Origin of the sequence: Aeromonas sp. ASNIH4 (genome assembly GCF_002934425.1) — a bacterium.
GTDB classification, from domain to species: domain Bacteria; phylum Pseudomonadota; class Gammaproteobacteria; order Enterobacterales; family Aeromonadaceae; genus Aeromonas; species Aeromonas hydrophila.
Genome location: NZ_CP026217.1, coordinates 3,792,410 through 3,808,706, shown reverse-complemented (window position 1 = coordinate 3,808,706; position 16,297 = coordinate 3,792,410). Strand labels below are relative to the sequence as shown.

Below are 16,297 nucleotides of genomic sequence, written 5' to 3'. Positions count from 1 at the left end.
GAGGGGTTATGAACAAGATCCAGCAATGGGACCTGCAGGTGTGTCGTATCTGCCTGCTGCACGCCTACAACCGGCCACAGGCCAGGATCAGCCGGCTCATCTCCCGGACCGGTGACGGCCCGCTCTACGCCGTACTGGCGGCCCTGCTCTGGTGGCAGGGGGAGGCCGAGCGCGAGCTGGTGACGCTGGCGCTGCTCGCCTTCGCCTTCGAGTTGCCGCTCTACCTGCTGCTGAAAAACCTGCTCAAACGCCAGCGCCCGGCGGGGTTGCCGGTCTTCATCACCCCTTCCGATCGCTACAGCCTGCCCTCCGGCCACACCGCCGCCGCTTTTCTGATGGCAACCGTGCTGGCCGCCAGCTTCCCGCTCTGGGCCCCCTTGCTGTTTGTCTGGGCCGCGCTGGTGGGGGCGTCTCGTCTGCTGCTCGGGGTGCACTATCTGAGCGATCTGGTGGCCGGCGCCCTGCTCGGCGGTGGCTGCGCCCTGTTGGCGCTCGGCTGGGGTCAATGATGAGGATCCTGTTCGGGGTACAGGGCACCGGCAATGGTCACATCAGCCGTAGTCGTACCCTGGCGCGGGCGCTGCGAGCCCGTGGTCTGGAGGTGGACTATCTGTTCAGCGGCCGTCCCGCGGACGGCTACTTCGAGATGGCCGAATTCGGCGATTATCGTGCCTTTCCCGGCATCACCTTCGTCAGCCACGAGGGGGCCATCTCGGGCTGGCGAACCCTCAAGGGGCTCTCGCCGCTGCGCTTCTGGCGCGACATGCGGGCGCTCGATTGCCGCGACTACGACCTCGTCATCAGCGATTTCGAGCCGATCAGCGCCCACGCCGCCCGCCGCTGGGGCAAGCCGAGTCTCACCATCAGCCACCAGGCGAGCTTCGACTGGCCCATTCCGCGCTGGGGGGAGAGCGGCTTCAACCGTCAGCTGATGCGCCATTTCGCACCGGTGCGTCAGGCGCTTGGGTTGCACTGGTTCCACTTCGGTCAGCCCTTGCTGCCGCCCATCATAGACGCCATCCCGCCTGCGCCCGACAATCAGCAGATCCTGGTTTATCTGCCATTTGAGCAGACCGAGGCGATCGCTGCGCTGCTATCGCGCTTCAACCAGCAGCGCTTCGTCTGCTTTCATCCGGCCATTCGCAGCGCCAGCCAGTGGCGCAACATAGCGTTCGAACCGCAGGCGAGGGAGGGGTTCAAGCAGATGTTGGCCGGCTGTCGCGGGGTCATCACCAACGGTGGCTTCGAGCTCGCCTCGGAGGCGCTCTCCCTTGGCAAGAAGCTGCTGGTCAAGCCGCTGGGGGGGCAGTTCGAGCAGCTGACCAACAGCAAGACCCTGGAGCTGATGGGGCTGGCCCGTCTGATGGATGCGCTCGATGCCAACGCGGTGCGGGCCTGGCTGGATGCCGCCGCCCCTGGCCAGATTATCTACCCCGATGTGGCCAGCGAGCTGGCGGGCTGGCTGGCGGACGGAGCGCAGGAGAGCGTGCCGGCGCTCTCCCGCAGGCTGTGGGCTCGCACCTTGTTCCCGGAAGAAGTGTGCGATCGGCTGAGCGAACTGGAGGGGGGCAGCCCGCTAAACAGCAGTTGGTTATCGCAAGTGAGCGCCTTTGACTAGACTGAGAGGGATCCCACCAAGGAGAGGACGGACACCATGCGCTTTACCAATGAAAACGGCGATACCATGAATCTGGCGGACAATCTCACCCTGCACGAGCTGCTGGACATGGGGGTCAGTATCTCGGTCTGCGAGGAGACGGATCCGGATCAGCAGATCTGGCTGGCGGAGCCGGAAGAGGATCACTGATCCCCTGCCAGGCTTGCGGGCCCACCCTGGCGGTGGGCTTATTTTTTTCCATTCAGGGCGGCCATGGCAGCATGATCCGCTGGTCATTCCCCCAACTTCCCCGCATTGTCCCCGCCCTTTTTCTCAAGTCACTGAATGTTAATAGCTGTTTGAAATTTATGACTGTTCTGGTCAGACAAAGCCGTGGACAAGCGTTCACAAGCGGGTTAAGTTGGTTTTTCACCCGCTTTTCGGGTGAATGATGGAAAAAACCTATTTTTCTACTATCGACAGCGCCGAACTCGCCGGGTCCGTATTCAGACAACAACAATGCACGGACCGGCGGTGCCGGGAAGCAGCGGACTGCCGATAGCTTTCGCTTAACGGAGCAAAGCCTGGAGGGCTTTATCATGGAGATGTTATCAGGCGCCCAGATGGTGGTTAGAGCGCTGGAAGATCAGGGAGTTGAGCACGTTTTCGGCTACCCTGGTGGCTCAGTGCTCGACATCTATGACGCTCTCTTTGAAAACGGCAAGATGGAGCATGTCCTGGTGCGGCACGAGCAGGCCGCGGTGCACATGGCGGACGGTTACGCCCGCTCCACCGGCAAGGTGGGCACTGTGCTGGTGACCTCGGGTCCCGGCGCCACCAACTGCATTACGGGGATCGCGACCGCCTACATGGACTCCATTCCCCTGGTGATCCTGTCCGGCCAGGTGCCGACCAGCATGATCGGGGAGGATGCATTCCAGGAGACCGACATGATCGGCATCTCCCGCCCGGTGGTGAAGCACAGCTTCCTGTGCAAGAAGGCCAGCGACATTCCCGACGCCATCAAGAAGGCCTATTACATTGCTGCCAGCGGCCGCCCGGGGCCGGTGGTGGTGGATCTGCCCAAAGACGTGCAGAACCCGAAAGAGAAGTTTCCCTATCAGTATCCCGAGACGGTGTCCCTGCGCTCCTACAATCCGACCAAGTCGGGCCACAAGGGGCAGATCAAGCGGGCCGCCAAGCTGCTGGTGGAGGCCGAGCGCCCGGTAATGTACGTCGGCGGCGGCGCCATCAATGCCAATGCGGATCACCTGGTGACCAAGCTGGCGGAGCTGTTGAACCTGCCGGTGACCACCACCCTGATGGGGCTGGGAGCCTTCTCCGGCACCCATCCGCAATTTATCGGCATGCTGGGCATGCACGGCACCTTCGAAGCGAACAAGACCATGCACAACGCGGATCTGATCTTCGCCGTGGGTGCCCGCTTCGATGACCGTGTCACCAACAACGTGGCCAAGTTCTGCCCCAACGCCACCATAGTTCACATCGACATCGATCCCACCTCCATCTCCAAGACGGTGCAGGCCCACGTGCCCATCGTCGGCTCGGTGGAAACCGTGCTGGAGCAGATGCTGGAAGTGATCCGCGAGTGTGGTTTCGACAACGACAAGCAGGTACTGGCGGACTGGTGGAGCCAGATCGGCCAGTGGCGCTCGCGCAACTGCCTGGCTTACGAGACCCATCCCACACTGATCAAGCCGCAGCAGGTCATCGAGACTCTCTACAAGGTGACCAAGGGGGAGGCCTTCGTCGCCTCCGACGTGGGCCAGCACCAGATGTTTGCCGCCCTCTACTACCCGTTTGCCAAACCGCGCCAGTGGATCAACTCCGGCGGTCTCGGCACCATGGGCTTTGGCATTCCCGCCGCCATGGGGGCCCAGTTTGCCAACCCGGAAGCCGTGGTCTGCTGCGTCACCGGCGACGGCTCGGTGCAGATGAACATCCAGGAGCTCTCCACCTGCATGCAGTACGGGGTGCCCATCAAGATCATCTCCATCAACAACCGTGCGCTGGGCATGGTCAAGCAGTGGCAGAAGATGTTCTACGGTGGCCGCCACAGCCACTCCTACATGGAGTCGCTGCCTGACTTCGTCAAGCTGGCGGAAGCCTATGGCCACGTCGGCATCGCGGTGAGCGATCCGGCCGAGCTGGAGAGCGCTATGGAGAAGGCCTTCGCCATGAAGGATCGGCTGGTGTTCATGGACATCTCGGTCGACCCGGATGAGCACGTCTATCCGATGCAGATAAAGTTCGGTGCCATGGACGAGATGTGGCTGAGCAAGACGGAGAGAACCTGACGATGGAACATATTATTTCGGTCGTGCTCAAGGAACTCAAGTTTGGTTCCATCAAGGACGAGATGTGGCTGAGCAAGGCGGGGGAAACATCATGAGACACATCATTTCAGTACTGCTGGAAAACGAATCCGGCGCTCTGAGCCGGGTGGTGGGCCTCTTCTCCCAGCGCGGCTACAACATCGAGACCCTGACGGTGGCCCCCACCGAGGATCCCACCCTGTCGCGCATGACCATCGTCACCATGGGTGACGAGCGGGTGCTGGAGCAGATCCAGAAGCAGTTGCACAAGCTGGTGGACGTGCTCAAGGTGTGCGATTTGAGCGAGGGTGAACACATCGAGCGGGAGATCGCGCTGGTCAAGGCGCGCGCCGCCGGTGGTGGCCGTGACGAGCTGAAACGGCTGGCGGATATCTTCCGAGGCCAGATCGTCGACGTCACCCCCGAGCTCTACACGGTGCAGCTGGTGGGTACCAGTGACAAGCTGGACGCCTTCATTAAGACGGCGGCCCAGACCAACGAGATCATCGAAGTGGTGCGCTCCGGTGTCTGCGGTATCTCCCGTGCCGACAAGGCGCTGCGCCCCTGAGCCGGTGGCTGGTAGATTTGTTGTCCAAAGGGGCTCTTCGGAGCCCCTTTTTCATGGGCGCAAGGCGGTGCAGGGGTGTGGACGAGTCTGTCATTTTCTTTCAAATGATCGGTAAACTATCCACAAAAGCTGTGGAAAAGTCTGTAGATTAGCGGTGTGTCTGACGTTATTGTGCTGATCTTAAAGAAGTATTTGGATCTGATCTCGGCTGGGGCGCAATTGTGCAATCGCCTCTGGCGGGTGTGAGCGCTTGCTTATCCCGCCGCCCTTGCCGGGCTGGCCTCTGAGCGAGAATGCGGGATCCGGACTGGATCCTGATTTGATCTCGCGGATCAACATCTGCCCGTCAGCCATAAAAAAACCCGCCTTGCGGCGGGTTTTTCAGCAGGGATAAGCCCGGTCGATTACTCGGCCTGGGCTGCCTGGATACCGGTCAGGGCGATGGTGTAGACGATGTCGTCCACCAGGGCGCCACGGGACAGGTCGTTGACCGGCTTGCGCATGCCTTGCAGCATCGGGCCGATGGAGACCAGATCCGCGGAGCGCTGTACCGCCTTGTAGGTGGTGTTGCCGGTGTTCAGGTCCGGGAACACGAACACGGTGGCTTTACCTGCAACCGGTGAGTTCGGTGCCTTGGACTTGGCCACGTTCTCCATGATGGCCGCATCGTACTGCAGCGGGCCATCGATGATGAGGTCGGGGCGCTTGGCCTTGGCCAGCTCGGTCGCTTCACGCACTTTCTCTACATCGGCGCCGGCGCCGGAGGTGCCGGTGGAGTAGGAGATCATGGCGACGCGCGGCTCGATGCCGAAGGCGGCAGCGGAGTCGGCAGACTGGATGGCGATCTCGGCCAGCTGCTCGGCAGTGGGATCCGGGTTGATCGCGCAGTCACCGTAGACCAGTACCTGGTCCGGCAGCAGCATGAAGAAGATGGAGGAGATCAGGGAAGAGCCCGGGGCGGTCTTGATGATCTGCATCGGCGGACGGATGGTGTTGGCAGTGGTGTGCACCGCGCCGGATACCAGGCCGTCAACTTCATTGCGCTCCAGCATCATGGTACCCAGTACCACGTTGTCTTCCAGCTGCTCGCGGGCAACCACTTCGGTCATGCCCTTGTTCTTGCGCAGCTCGACCAGACGGGCCACATAGCGCTCGCGCACGGCAACCGGATCGATGATCTCGACGCGGTCGGTCAGTACCACGCCCTGCTGTTCGGCAACGCGACGGATCTCTTCCGGGTTGCCCAGCAGGACCGGACGGGCGATGCCACGCTCGGCACAGATGGCGGCAGCCTTGATGGTCCGCGGCTCTTCCCCTTCCGGCAGCACGACGCGCTTGTTGGCCTGACGGGCCAGTTCGGTCAGCTGGTAGCGGAAAGCCGGCGGGCTCAGGCGACGGGAACGGGTGGACTTGGCGGAGAGAGACTCGATCCAGTGCTTGTCGATGTGGCCGGCCACATAGTCCTGCACCAGCTCGATCCGCTCGCGGTCGTCTTCCGGAATGTCGACGTTGAAGTTCTGCAGGCTGACGGCAGTCTGCCAGGTGTTGGTGCCGGTGATCATGATCGGCAGGCCGGTGGCCATGGCCTGTTGGCACAGCGCCATCACCTGCGGTTCCGGGTGGTAGTTGCCGGTCAGCAGCAGGGCACCCAGCTTGACGCCGTTCATGGCGGACAGGCAGGCGGAGACGATGACGTCGGAGCGGTCGCCGGAAGTCACCAGCAGGCTGCCCGGACGGAAGTGCTCGATCATGTTGTGAATGGAGCGGGCACAGAAGGTCACGGTCTGCAGGCGACGGCTGTCCAGCTCACCCTTGTGCAGGATCTTGGCGGCCAGATGCTTGGCGAGATCCTTGGCGCGCGGGGCGATCAGCTGGGTATTCCAGGGGATGCAGCCGAGGATGCGCAGCGGGCTCTTGCCGAATACCTGCAGCACTTCCAGGTTATGGGCGGCATCGGAGGTGTGGTGGTGGGCCTCGAACATCTCGGTCAGGTCGGGGCGGGTCACTCCATGCTCGTCAACCGGTGCACCCACCTTGTTGATGACGCAACCAACGATACGGGGGTTGTTGACGCCACCGAAGTTGGAGCAGGCCAGCTCGATACGCTCTTTCAGCTTCTGGCTGGAGTCGTTGCCCGGATGGGTCACGAACACCATGTCGGCGTCCAGCGCCTTGGCGACGTCGTAGTTCAGCTTGTTGGCAAACGGCTGCTTGTCGGTCGGCACCATGCCTTCGATGACCAGCACTTCGGCACCGCTGGCCTTCACGTGCTCTTCGAAGCGGGCCACGATCTCTTCCAGCAGGATATCGGTGTTGCTGGAGGTGATCATGTTCTCGGCGTAGGAGAGGGCGAACGGCTCGGGCGGGTTGATGTTGGCAGCGGCGCGGATCACGGCGGTGGAGCGCTCGGTACCGGTTTCACCCGGACGCGGCTGGGCGACCGGTTTGAAGAAGCTGACATTGACACCGTGACGCTCCATGGCGCGAACAACGCCAAGGCTCACGGAAGTTACGCCGACACCAGTGCCGACCGGGATAAGCATAATAGTGCGTGCCACTTTATACCCCTTGTTCATTTTTGGGATCAGGAAAAGGCCGCCCTTGGGCGGCCTTGCTCTACAGCGAAATTATGCGCCAACCAGTTCCAGCGCGTCGTGGGCGATGACCCACTCTTCATTGGTCGGGATAACCAGGGCTTTGGTGGAACCAGCCTTGGTGATCTCGCCACCCTTGCCGAAACGAGCCTTCAGGTTGGCGTCGTGATCGACGTCGAAGCCCAGCAGACCCAGCTTGTTCAGGGTGATTTCACGGATCGGGGCGGAGTTTTCACCGATACCACCGGTGAAGACCACTGCGTCCAGACGACCGTCCATGGCGGCGGCGTAGGCGCCGATGTACTTGGCCAGGCGATAGCAGTAAACGTCCATGGCACGCTTGGCTTCTTCTTTGCTGTCGTAGTTGTCTTCAACGAAACGGCAGTCGGAAGTCACTTCGGTCAGACCCTGCAGGCCGGACTCTTTGGTCAGCATGGTGTTGATGTCGGCCACGCTCATGCCCAGCTTGTCGTGCAGGAAGAAGATGATGGCCGGATCGATGTCACCGGAACGGGTACCCATCACCAAGCCTTCCAGCGGGGTCAGGCCCATGGAGGTGTCGACGGATTTGCCGTTCTTGATGGCGCAGACGGAACCGCCGTTGCCCAGGTGGCAGTTGATGATGTTCAGTTCTTCCACCGGCTTGTTCAGCTGCTTGGCGGCTTCCAGGCTGATGTAGTAGTGGCTGGTGCCGTGGGCGCCGTAGCGACGGATGCCGTTCTCTTTGTAGAGCTTGTACGGCAGGGCGTACAGGAAAGCTTCTTCCGGCATGCTCTGGTGGAATGCGGTGTCGAACACGGCAACGTTCTTCTCGGCCAGCGCCGGGAACACGCGACGGGCTTCACGGATACCGATCAGGTGAGCCGGGTTGTGCAGCGGCGCGTACGGTACGGCGGCTTCGATGCCGGCGATGACGTCGTCGCAGATGCGCACGGAAGAGGTGAAGCGCTCACCGCCGTGTACCACACGGTGGCCGATGGCGATCAGGTTCTTGGACAGCTCCGGGTTGAGCGGCAGGATCTTGTTGACGATGTAGTCCAGCGCTTCCTGGTGAGCGGCACCGGCGCCCAGATCGGCACTGCCTTTCTCACCGTTCAGTTTCCACTTGATGCGGGCGTCGTCGAGGTTGAAGCACTCGGCCAGGCCGGACAGCAGGTCATCACCGGTGGTTGCGTCAATGACAGCAAACTTCAGGGACGAGCTGCCACAGTTAAGAACAAGAACCAGCTTACTCATGAATAAATCCTATCGCAGATTGGGTTGTGTAGGAGGATGCGTTGGACGAGCCGTGTCCAAAAACTTTCAACTTATCCTTATGAGGGTTGGCAATCTGTTGCTTGCCCCTTGTATAGTGATACAAGACCCGAAATCCAGACGTCCCTGACAGCGTAACGGCAGACCGTTGGCGCAAAAATTGGGCGTACAAAGGATAACCCGATTGTTGAAAAATAACAAAGTCATCCTCAACCTTTGTTATTGCGCATCAAATATTGTCGTGGTTTTGCCGTTAATACGTTCAAAAAGAGCTCGGAGGTAGCATGAGCATGAACATTTTTGGAACTAAGTTACAGCAAGGCCGTCATTATATGACCCTTTGGCCCCGCCGTCCCGAGCTTAATTCCATGTTCCCGGAGAATCGGGTGATCAAGGCCACCGAGTTCGCCCTCAAGGTCATCCCGGCGCTGGCGGTGCTCAGCGTCATGCTGCAGTTCCAGTTCGGCGAGCTGCACTACTGGCCTTCGGTCATGACCTCGGTGCTGTTTCTGCTCAGCCTGCCGCTGCAGGGCTACTACTGGCTCGGTCAGCGCGCCGATACCCGGCTGCCGCCCTCCCTTGCCAGCTGGTATCGCGAGATCAACGGCAAGATGAACGAGCAGGGCGGTCGCCGCCAACTGGTGGCCCAGCCCAGATACGAAGAGCTGGCCGATACCCTCAACGCCGCCTTCAAGCAGCTGGACAAATCCTTCCTCTACGAGTGAGGCCTGTAGCCCATGACTCGGACCAAGGCGCCTCGCGGCGCCTTTTTCATGCCTATCAGGCCGCCAGAACCTTGCGGATCTCCTGAATGGAGAGCTTGTACTGACGCGGGCACTGGCGCCAGACCGTCAGCATGCGCTGGTACTTGTCGCGCATGGCGATGTCGCTGGAGAGCTCGTCGCACGGGCATTTGAGCTCGGGGAAGCGCTTGTCCACCTCCAGCAGGAAGCAGACATAGTCGGCCAGCTCCCGCTCCTGGCTGCGGCTGTAGCCGTTGAACTCCAGCCGGCTGGCATTGATTTCGCCCTGATCGGCCGCTTCCAGGTTGCCCCAGGAGATGGCCAGCGCGTGGTGCAGTTCCAGGGTGTCGATCACCTCCTGGCAGGTGGCCAGATCCAGATGGCCGAAGCTCTTCTCCAGTTCGAGGATCTGCAGGCAGTAGCCGCGCTCGATGATGGTGCTGGCCCGTTGGTAAAACGCCGCCTTCTCCGGATTGAGTTTGGCCAGGATCTCGTACTGGTTGCTCAGGATCAGACGTTCGGTGTGGCTCATGTTCATGGGCTTTTCTCACTGGAAAATGAAACTGGGGCCACGTTAACCCATATATAAGATGAATTTTTTGATCTGGCAGGGGAGGTTGGCGAGATAGCGGGGCGGGAAATCAACGTCGGCCCCGGCTGGTTAATTAAATGTAACGGCTGGCGGCTTGCTTTCTGGCCTACTGGCGCAACAATAAGGGCGTCATTTGGCCTGTGCCGAAAGACCCGTCACCAAGGCATCCCATCGTGGATGCAAGCCGGCGCCTTCATGACAAACGAGAACGTCGCCGCCAGTCACTTGCCTGGCAGGCGAGCCGAAGGACCGGGCATCGTGCCACCCGCAACGCGAGGCAGGCAACGACATGCGAATAAAAAAGGGCCTGCACTTGCAGGCCCTTTCCATATCGGCAGTACCGGTATCTGGGGTTCAGCCCTTGAGCAGGTCGAGCACCACCTGATGGTGATCGCTGGTCTTGAACTTGTCGAAGCGATGGCTAATCTTGCCCTCTTCGTCGATGAGGAAGCTCAGCCGGTGGATACCGTCATACTCCTTGCCCATGAACTTCTTCGGGCCCCAGACGCCAAATGCATCGGCCACCGCATGCTCTTCATCGGCCAGCAGGCGGAAGTTCAGGTTGTCGCGCTCCTCGAATTTTTTCAGCCGTTTGGCCGGATCCGGGCTGATGCCAAGCACCACCACATTGAGGGCGGCCAGCTCGGCGTTGACGTCGCGCAGGCCGCAGGCCTGGGTGGTGCAGCCCGGGGTCATCGCCTTGGGATAGAAGTAGACGAGCACTTTCTTGCCGCGCAGGTCGGCAAGGCGTACCTGGTTACCGTCTTGATCGGACAGGGAAAAATCGGGGGCCAGGCTGCCAGCGGATAAAGGTTGCATGGGATCTCCTTGGATGAGCCGTCAGGCGTGTTTGTGATTGACGATGAATTCGAACGATTCTGCGCCCAGTTCACGACAGAATCCGGCGAAGGCCGTCTGCGAGCCGGCCGCCTCTCCCTGCTTGGCCAGATTGAGCTGAAAGCTGGCTTTGAGCAGGTTGAACGGCTGCTGTTCCAGGGTGACGGTCTGCATGGCCTGGATGTCCCAGCCGTGATCGCTGAAGAACTGGGTGCACTGGCTTACGATGCCCGGCTGGTCCCGGATCAGGATCTCGGCGTTGGCGCTGATGTCGTATTGCAGCGACTGGTGGCGTTCGGTGCGCTTCATCATGGTGATGAGGTCCCACTCCTGGCTGCGCAGGGGCAGGCTTATCTCGAGTTGCATCAGGCTGTTCCAGTCACCGGACAGCAGCATGATGAAGGTGAATTCATTGCCGAAGATGCCAAGACGGCTGTCGACAATGTTGCAGCCACACCCACTGACGTGGCGGGTGACCTCATTGACGATGCCAGGCCTGTCCGTGCCGATGGCCGTTACGACCAGGTAATGAGTCATAAATCTTCTCTCGTCCATTAGCGGGTTGCGAATGTGGATGCAGTGGCATGGCCCGAACGGGCTGGCCATGGGCCACTGCCAGCGATCCTGCATGGCAACCTTGTTGAGAATCTCGTTGCAACGAGCACGGTATCGGGGTGTCACGACCAAAGTCCGGCGTGTTCTACCACGGCTCGCGCAGTGCGGTTTTTGCCGGATGGTAACACGGCTTGCCCCTGGCCTCCCTTGTTTTTCCAAGGGGGCAGCTTTACCATAACGCCCCTGAAAATCGGGAGAAATATCCATGTTGCGCGGTAGTATTGTTGCCCTCGTTACCCCCATGCTGGCTTCAGGCGAAGTCGATTGGGCCAGTCTGGCCACTCTGGTCGACTATCATGTCAGCGCCGGGACCAGCGCCATCGTGGCGGTCGGGACCACGGGGGAGTCGGTGACCCTGAGCGAGCAGGAGCACATCGCCGTCGTGGAGAAAACCGTGGCGTTGGCTGCCGGACGCATTCCGGTCATCGCCGGCTGCGGCTCCAACAATACCGCCCATGCCATCGCCCTGGCCAGGCGCTTCGCCGAAACCGGCGTGGTGGCGGGTCTCTCGGTCACCCCCTATTACAACAAACCCACCCAGGAAGGCCTCTATCGTCACTATTGTGCGATCGCCGAGGCTAGTGGTCTGCCCCAAATTCTTTATAATGTGCCCGGTCGTACCGGTTGCGATCTCAAACCGGAGACGGTAGCCCGACTGGCCAAGGTGCCCGGCATCATAGGCCTGAAAGAGGCGACCGGGGATCTGAGCCGTACACCGCTGCTGCGCGAGCTGTGCGGCGCACAATTCGCGCTTTATAGTGGCGATGATGCCAGTGGATGTGATTTCATGCTGCAAGGTGGGGACGGAGTCATTTCGGTCACCACCAATATTGCAGCGGCCCAGATGGCCGACATGTGTCGTGCTGCGCTGGCCGGTGATGCCGGACGAGCGCACGATATCAACAATCGATTGATGCCGTTGCATCAGACTCTGTTCTGCGAACCGAGTCCTATCCCGGTGAAGTGGGCCTGTGCCCAGCTGGGATTGATTGCGACGGCCACCTTGCGTCTGCCGCTCACCGACCTCACCCCCGAGGGCGAACAGGCGATGGCGCGAGCACTGACGACTGCGGAGTTGATGGCGAGTGTTTAAAGCAAATGGAAAGGGAAATGCAGTGCGCCTGGTGCTGAGTGTGGCGACCGTTGCCGTGCTGGCAGCCTGTAGCTCACCCCAGGAACGCAAGATGGCCAACCGTGGTTTCGAGTACGAGGATGCCCGCCTTGAAGGCCGTGCGTTTCTGGTGCCGGCCGGGTTGAATACCCCCGCCTTTAACAGCAGTTTCGACATTCCGGCCCTGCCCGAGAGCAGCCGTGACGGTGCGTTGGGTGCCAAGGTTGACGTGCGTCCACCCGCCCAGCTGCTGACCGTGGTACCGGGCAGCCAGGTGGTGGCCAATGCTGGCGAACCCACCATGGCCTTCTACGCCCTCAGCACCTCCCAGAGTGTGGAGCGCGATACCTGGGCCTTCCTGATGAACTTCCTCGCTCAGTACAAGGTGACCACCGAGAAGCTGGACCAGCAGGCCGGCGTGCTGCAGACCGGCTGGTTTGACAACACCAAGGCGCTCGACGGCTGGAGTGAAGAGGACGATGACTTCGTCATTCGCCAGCGCTACCAGTTCACCCTGCGCAACGATCCTCAGCGCCACGCCGTCAACATGTCGGTACGGGTGCTGGATCATGAAGAGACCGTCGATGGCGAGACCAGCAAGGAGCTGACCCCGGCGGATGCTCAGCGTTACGCGACTCGGGCCCTCAACCAGTTCTCGCTCTACTACGACAAGCAGCTCAAGTCCCGCGAACAGCACAAGGCCAACGATGGCATGGGGCTGGAACTGGGTCTGGACAACAACGAGCTGAGCGCCTGGATCGTCGATGGTTCGTTCGACCAGGTGTGGCGTCGTCTCAATCAGGTGCTGCCGGCCTACGGTTTCACCATCAAGGATACCCAGCAGTCGCTGGGCTGGATCGACGTCGAGTACGACGAGCCGAGCAGCGAATTCTGGAAGGCCAAGGGCAGCGAGCCGTTCAAGCTGGACGAAGACAAGTATCGCTTCCAGCTTGGCGAGATGGCGGGGGGCAAGACCTCCATCACCCTGTTCGACAAGGACAAGAAGCCCGTGTCGTCCGGTGTCATCTCCCAGATGTACATCAGTCTGTCCGAGGCATTCGCCAAGGGTCTGGCTGACCAAGCTGCAAAAACAGAATAGAAACAGGGGCCTTGTGCCCCTGTTTTGTTATGTAAACCCCCCACAAACAGGAAGTGTTACTTACCATGAGTCTTGCAGATCAAGTATTGGCGGTGAACGACGATTTGCCGATCCGTACCGATAAACCCGTCCATTCCGGCAAGGTGCGCAGCGTCTACTGGCTGACCGCCGCAGACAGTGCCCGCCTCATCCGCGAGAAGGGTTACGACGTGCCGGCAGATGCGCCGCTCGCCATCATGGTGATCAGTGACCGGATCTCGGCCTTCGACTGCATCTGGCAGGGCGTGGACGGGCTCAACGGTGTGCCGGGCAAAGGGGCTGCGCTCAACGCCATCTCCAGCCACTGGTTCAAGCTGTTCAAGGAGAAGGGGCTGGCCGACAGCCATATCCTGGACATCCCCCATCCCTTCGTCTGGATCGTGCAAAAAGCCCGCCCCGTGATGATCGAGGCGATTGCCCGCCAGTACATCACCGGCTCCATGTGGCGTGCCTACAAGGATGGCGAGCGCGAGTTCTGCGGCATCACCCTGCCGGAAGGACTGAAGAAGGATCAAAAGCTGCCCGAGATCCTCATCACCCCCTCCACCAAGGGTGTGCTGACCGGGCTGGACGGCGTGCCGGAAGCCGACGACGTGAACGTCTCCCGTGCCGACATCGAACGCCACTACCGGGGCTTCAACTTCAGCAAGCCGGCCGACATCGACCGCTACGAAGTGCTGCTCAAGGAAGGCTTCAACGTCATCAGTGACGCGCTGGCCGAGCTGGATCAGATCTTCGTCGACACCAAGTTCGAGTTTGGCTACGTCAATGACGCCGCTGGCAACGAGAAGCTGATCTACATGGATGAAGTGGGCACCCCCGACAGCTCCCGCATCTGGGATGGCGCCGCCCTGCGCGACGGCCAGATCGTCGAGAAGTCGAAAGAGGGTTTCCGCCAATGGCTGCTCAATCACTTCCCGGATCCGGACATCCTGCTCAACAAGCACCGCATGCCCGAGCGCTTCGCCCTGGCCCGCGACAACAAGTTGCCGACCGAAGTGATGATGGACATCTCCAACACCTATGTGGGGATTGCCGAGAAGATCATCGGTCAGCCGCTGGTACGCAGCGCCAATCCGAAGCAGGAGATCATCGAAGTGCTGCGCGCGCAGTACGGACTCATCGACTGAGGCACACCGCCTTTTTTGTTGCCGTAAAAACAAACGTTTGCCATCAGCCAACAGCAAGTCGGCATGCTGGCAGCAATGGAACGGGCCCCATCACGGGGCCCGTTTTTGTTGCCGTGCCGGCAGGGCGGCAGCAGGGCGGCGATCAGCCGTTGACCCTGAACACCTGGCCGGTCTGCACCCCCAGTACCGACTTCTGGTAGGCCTGCGCCACCCTGGCGGCGGGTACGGGAACGAAGCCCGGGAAGAAGCTGGCGTATTTATCCATCGACTCCGTCAGCACGGTCGGGCTCACCACATTGATGCGCAGACCCCGCGGCAGCTCGCAGGCCGCCGCCTTGACGAAGTGATCGATGGCGCCGTTGATGGTGGTCGCGCTCACCCCCCAGTTGATGGGCTCCTCGCTCAGGATGCCGCTGATCAGGGTGATGGAGCCCTTGTCGTTCAGGTGGGGGATGGCGGCCCGGGTCAGGTTGATCTGGCCCATCAGCTTGCTCTGAAGCCCCACTTGCCACTGCTCGTCGGTCATCTCGGTGAGGGCGTTGAAGGCCACGCTGCCACTGGCCACCACCAGCGCATCGAACTGGCCCAGCTTGGCGAACAGCGCCTTGATGGAGGCGGGATCGCGCATGTCGACCGTAGCGTCCCCCTGGCTGTGACCGACCCGGATCACCTGGTGGTCTTTGGCAAGCAACTCGCTGACGGCGGAGCCGACGGTGCCGGAGGCACCCACAATCACAATCTTCATCTGTTTCACTCCTGGTTGGGATGTGTTGATTCTAGCGCGATGAAAAGGGAGAAAAAGCGCGTAAAATAAACGCATTGTTTTCATATTGGAGCTAATGAATGGATATCTCTCACTTGGCCAGTTTTTACGAGGTGGTGCAAAAGGGCAGTTTCTCGGCCGCGGCCGACAGCCTGGGGGTGAGCAAGGGGATGCTGAGCCGTCACGTCAGCGCGCTGGAATCGACCCTCAATGCCCAGCTGCTGCAGCGTACCACTCGCCGACTCAGCCTCACGGAGGCGGGCCGGACCCTCTATCAGCAAGCTGGCGAGATCTTCGCGCTGGCGCGCCAGGCGGAGCAGGATATCCAGGCGCTGACCGAGGAGGATGGCGGCCGGCTGCGCTTCACCTGCCCGGTCAGTACCGGCGATCGCATGGTGAACGATCTGCTGGCCCGCTTTGCCGAGCTCTGCCCCGGCGTTCAGGTCGAACTCAACTTCACCAACGCCATGATCGACATGAGCCAGGGGGAGCACGACATCGCCCTGCGCGCCATGAGCAGCATTCCCGACAACCTGGTGGCCCTGCCGCTCGGCAGACTCAAGGACGTGGTGGTGACCAGCCCGGTTCTGCTGGCGCGGGAGGGGATCCCCGCCACCCCTTATGAGCTGGGCGGACGGCCCTGTCTGCTGCAGGGCCACAACCCGGCCTGGGAGCAGTGGCACTTTCGCAAGGGAGAGGAGGAGGCGCACATCCTGGTGCAGGGCAAGGTGCGGGCCAACCACTACAGTACCGTGCTGCAGCTGGCTCGGGCCGGCATGGGGTACGCCAAGTGTCCGCTGATGCTGGTGGAACCCTGGCTGGCGCAGGGGGAGCTGGTCACCGTGCTGGCGGAGTGGCAGACCGGGTTGCACCCGCTGCACGTCCTGCACGCCCAGCAGCGGCGGGTGCCGCGCAAGATCCGGCTGTTCAAGCAGGTGTTGGCCCAGTGGTTTGCCGAGCGACCTCATTACCTGCTCTGAGCCCTCGTTATTTTTCTGTCATCTTCGGCTGCTAGCCTG

Annotated in this window: 16 protein-coding genes; 10 read left to right on the top strand and 6 right to left on the bottom strand. The window is 61.0% G+C overall.

The features are described from left to right. Positions 1-8: 8 nt before the first annotated feature. The 5 genes from C2U40_RS17535 to ilvN all read left to right on the top strand — a co-directional run bounded on the left by C2U40_RS17535 (position 9) and on the right by ilvN (position 4,501). Positions 9-509 (top strand): phosphatase PAP2 family protein, encoded by a 501-nt coding sequence (locus C2U40_RS17535; RefSeq protein WP_103828620.1) that lies wholly within the window; start codon positions 9-11, stop codon positions 507-509. Continuing rightward, positions 509-1,618, top strand: coding sequence for an MJ1255/VC2487 family glycosyltransferase (locus tag C2U40_RS17530; protein WP_103828619.1), 1,110 nt, complete (start codon positions 509-511; stop codon positions 1,616-1,618). Before C2U40_RS17535 ends, C2U40_RS17530 begins: the two co-directional genes overlap by 1 nt. A gap of 36 nt (positions 1,619-1,654) precedes the next feature. After that, positions 1,655-1,807, top strand: a complete 153-nt coding sequence (locus tag C2U40_RS17525; protein WP_011704826.1) for a hypothetical protein — start codon at positions 1,655-1,657, stop codon at positions 1,805-1,807. 389 nt (positions 1,808-2,196) lie between these two features. Next, positions 2,197-3,915 carry an acetolactate synthase 3 large subunit gene (locus C2U40_RS17520; RefSeq protein ID WP_029301736.1) on the top strand — a complete coding sequence of 573 codons (1,719 nt, stop codon included), beginning with the start codon at positions 2,197-2,199 and terminating at the stop codon, positions 3,913-3,915. 91 nt (positions 3,916-4,006) lie between these two features. Then, positions 4,007-4,501 carry an acetolactate synthase small subunit gene (gene ilvN, locus C2U40_RS17510; RefSeq protein WP_011704829.1) on the top strand — a complete coding sequence of 165 codons (495 nt, stop codon included), beginning with the start codon at positions 4,007-4,009 and terminating at the stop codon, positions 4,499-4,501. A 404-nt stretch (positions 4,502-4,905) separates the two neighbouring features. Here the strand turns inward: ilvN and pta are convergent, their stop codons facing one another. Both pta and C2U40_RS17500 read right to left on the bottom strand, forming a co-directional pair. Then, entirely contained in the window at positions 4,906-7,077 is a 2,172-nt protein-coding gene (pta, locus tag C2U40_RS17505) for a phosphate acetyltransferase (RefSeq protein ID WP_017410280.1), read from the bottom strand. Between the two features lie 51 nt (positions 7,078-7,128). Then, positions 7,129-8,331, bottom strand: a complete 1,203-nt coding sequence (locus C2U40_RS17500; protein WP_011704831.1) for an acetate kinase — start codon at positions 8,329-8,331, stop codon at positions 7,129-7,131. Between the two features lie 302 nt (positions 8,332-8,633). On the opposite strand from C2U40_RS17500, the gene yfbV reads away from it, so the two are divergent. Then, positions 8,634-9,074 (top strand): terminus macrodomain insulation protein YfbV, encoded by a 441-nt coding sequence (yfbV, locus tag C2U40_RS17495; protein WP_011704832.1) that lies wholly within the window; start codon positions 8,634-8,636, stop codon positions 9,072-9,074. Between the two features lie 55 nt (positions 9,075-9,129). On the opposite strand, the gene C2U40_RS17490 is transcribed toward yfbV, so the two are convergent. From C2U40_RS17490 to C2U40_RS17480, 3 genes are all read right to left on the bottom strand, one after another. Continuing rightward, a complete protein-coding gene (locus C2U40_RS17490; RefSeq protein WP_011704833.1) occupies positions 9,130-9,630 on the bottom strand; it encodes a YfbU family protein in 501 nt (166 codons plus the stop codon). A gap of 408 nt (positions 9,631-10,038) precedes the next feature. Then, on the bottom strand, positions 10,039-10,503 hold the full coding sequence (gene bcp, locus C2U40_RS17485) for a thioredoxin-dependent thiol peroxidase (protein WP_103828618.1): 465 nt from the start codon (positions 10,501-10,503) through the stop codon (positions 10,039-10,041). 21 nt (positions 10,504-10,524) lie between these two features. Further along, a complete protein-coding gene (locus C2U40_RS17480) occupies positions 10,525-11,058 on the bottom strand; it encodes a glycine cleavage system protein R (protein WP_146054394.1) in 534 nt (177 codons plus the stop codon). A gap of 283 nt (positions 11,059-11,341) precedes the next feature. On the opposite strand from C2U40_RS17480, the gene dapA reads away from it, so the two are divergent. From dapA to C2U40_RS17465, 3 genes are all read left to right on the top strand, one after another. After that, positions 11,342-12,229, top strand: coding sequence for a 4-hydroxy-tetrahydrodipicolinate synthase (gene dapA / locus C2U40_RS17475; protein WP_103828616.1), 888 nt, complete (start codon positions 11,342-11,344; stop codon positions 12,227-12,229). Next, positions 12,222-13,346 (top strand): outer membrane protein assembly factor BamC, encoded by a 1,125-nt coding sequence (gene bamC / locus C2U40_RS17470; RefSeq protein ID WP_103828615.1) that lies wholly within the window; start codon positions 12,222-12,224, stop codon positions 13,344-13,346. The genes dapA and bamC overlap by 8 nt, the downstream gene beginning before the upstream one ends. Before the next feature lie 65 nt (positions 13,347-13,411). Continuing rightward, entirely contained in the window at positions 13,412-14,515 is a 1,104-nt protein-coding gene (locus C2U40_RS17465) for a phosphoribosylaminoimidazolesuccinocarboxamide synthase (protein ID WP_024944314.1), read from the top strand. A 142-nt stretch (positions 14,516-14,657) separates the two neighbouring features. Here the strand turns inward: C2U40_RS17465 and C2U40_RS17460 are convergent, their stop codons facing one another. Further along, on the bottom strand, positions 14,658-15,260 hold the full coding sequence (locus C2U40_RS17460) for a short chain dehydrogenase (RefSeq protein ID WP_103828614.1): 603 nt from the start codon (positions 15,258-15,260) through the stop codon (positions 14,658-14,660). A gap of 98 nt (positions 15,261-15,358) precedes the next feature. Here C2U40_RS17460 and C2U40_RS17455 point away from each other — a divergent pair, with 98 nt between their 5' ends. Continuing rightward, positions 15,359-16,258 (top strand): LysR family transcriptional regulator, encoded by a 900-nt coding sequence (locus C2U40_RS17455; protein ID WP_103828613.1) that lies wholly within the window; start codon positions 15,359-15,361, stop codon positions 16,256-16,258. Positions 16,259-16,297 lie beyond the last annotated feature (39 nt).

Excerpts from the sequence above, each read along its gene's own strand:
- pta (WP_017410280.1), bottom strand. The coding sequence starts at position 7,077 with ATGAACAAGGGGTATAAAGTGGCACGCACTATTATGCTTATCCCGGTC.
- C2U40_RS17500 (WP_011704831.1), bottom strand. The coding sequence starts at position 8,331 with ATGAGTAAGCTGGTTCTTGTTCTTAACTGTGGCAGCTCGTCCCTGAAG.
- C2U40_RS17525 (WP_011704826.1), top strand. The coding sequence starts at position 1,655 with ATGCGCTTTACCAATGAAAACGGCGATACCATGAATCTGGCGGACAAT.
- bcp (WP_103828618.1), bottom strand. The coding sequence starts at position 10,503 with ATGCAACCTTTATCCGCTGGCAGCCTGGCCCCCGATTTTTCCCTGTCC.
- C2U40_RS17455 (WP_103828613.1), top strand. The coding sequence starts at position 15,359 with ATGGATATCTCTCACTTGGCCAGTTTTTACGAGGTGGTGCAAAAGGGC.
- dapA (WP_103828616.1), top strand. The coding sequence starts at position 11,342 with ATGTTGCGCGGTAGTATTGTTGCCCTCGTTACCCCCATGCTGGCTTCA.
- C2U40_RS17535 (WP_103828620.1), top strand. The coding sequence starts at position 9 with ATGAACAAGATCCAGCAATGGGACCTGCAGGTGTGTCGTATCTGCCTG.
- C2U40_RS17530 (WP_103828619.1), top strand. The coding sequence starts at position 509 with ATGAGGATCCTGTTCGGGGTACAGGGCACCGGCAATGGTCACATCAGC.
- yfbV (WP_011704832.1), top strand. The coding sequence starts at position 8,634 with ATGAGCATGAACATTTTTGGAACTAAGTTACAGCAAGGCCGTCATTAT.
- ilvN (WP_011704829.1), top strand. The coding sequence starts at position 4,007 with ATGAGACACATCATTTCAGTACTGCTGGAAAACGAATCCGGCGCTCTG.
- C2U40_RS17490 (WP_011704833.1), bottom strand. The coding sequence starts at position 9,630 with ATGAACATGAGCCACACCGAACGTCTGATCCTGAGCAACCAGTACGAG.
- C2U40_RS17465 (WP_024944314.1), top strand. The coding sequence starts at position 13,412 with ATGAGTCTTGCAGATCAAGTATTGGCGGTGAACGACGATTTGCCGATC.
- C2U40_RS17480 (WP_146054394.1), bottom strand. The coding sequence starts at position 11,058 with ATGACTCATTACCTGGTCGTAACGGCCATCGGCACGGACAGGCCTGGC.
- C2U40_RS17460 (WP_103828614.1), bottom strand. The coding sequence starts at position 15,260 with ATGAAGATTGTGATTGTGGGTGCCTCCGGCACCGTCGGCTCCGCCGTC.
- C2U40_RS17520 (WP_029301736.1), top strand. The coding sequence starts at position 2,197 with ATGGAGATGTTATCAGGCGCCCAGATGGTGGTTAGAGCGCTGGAAGAT.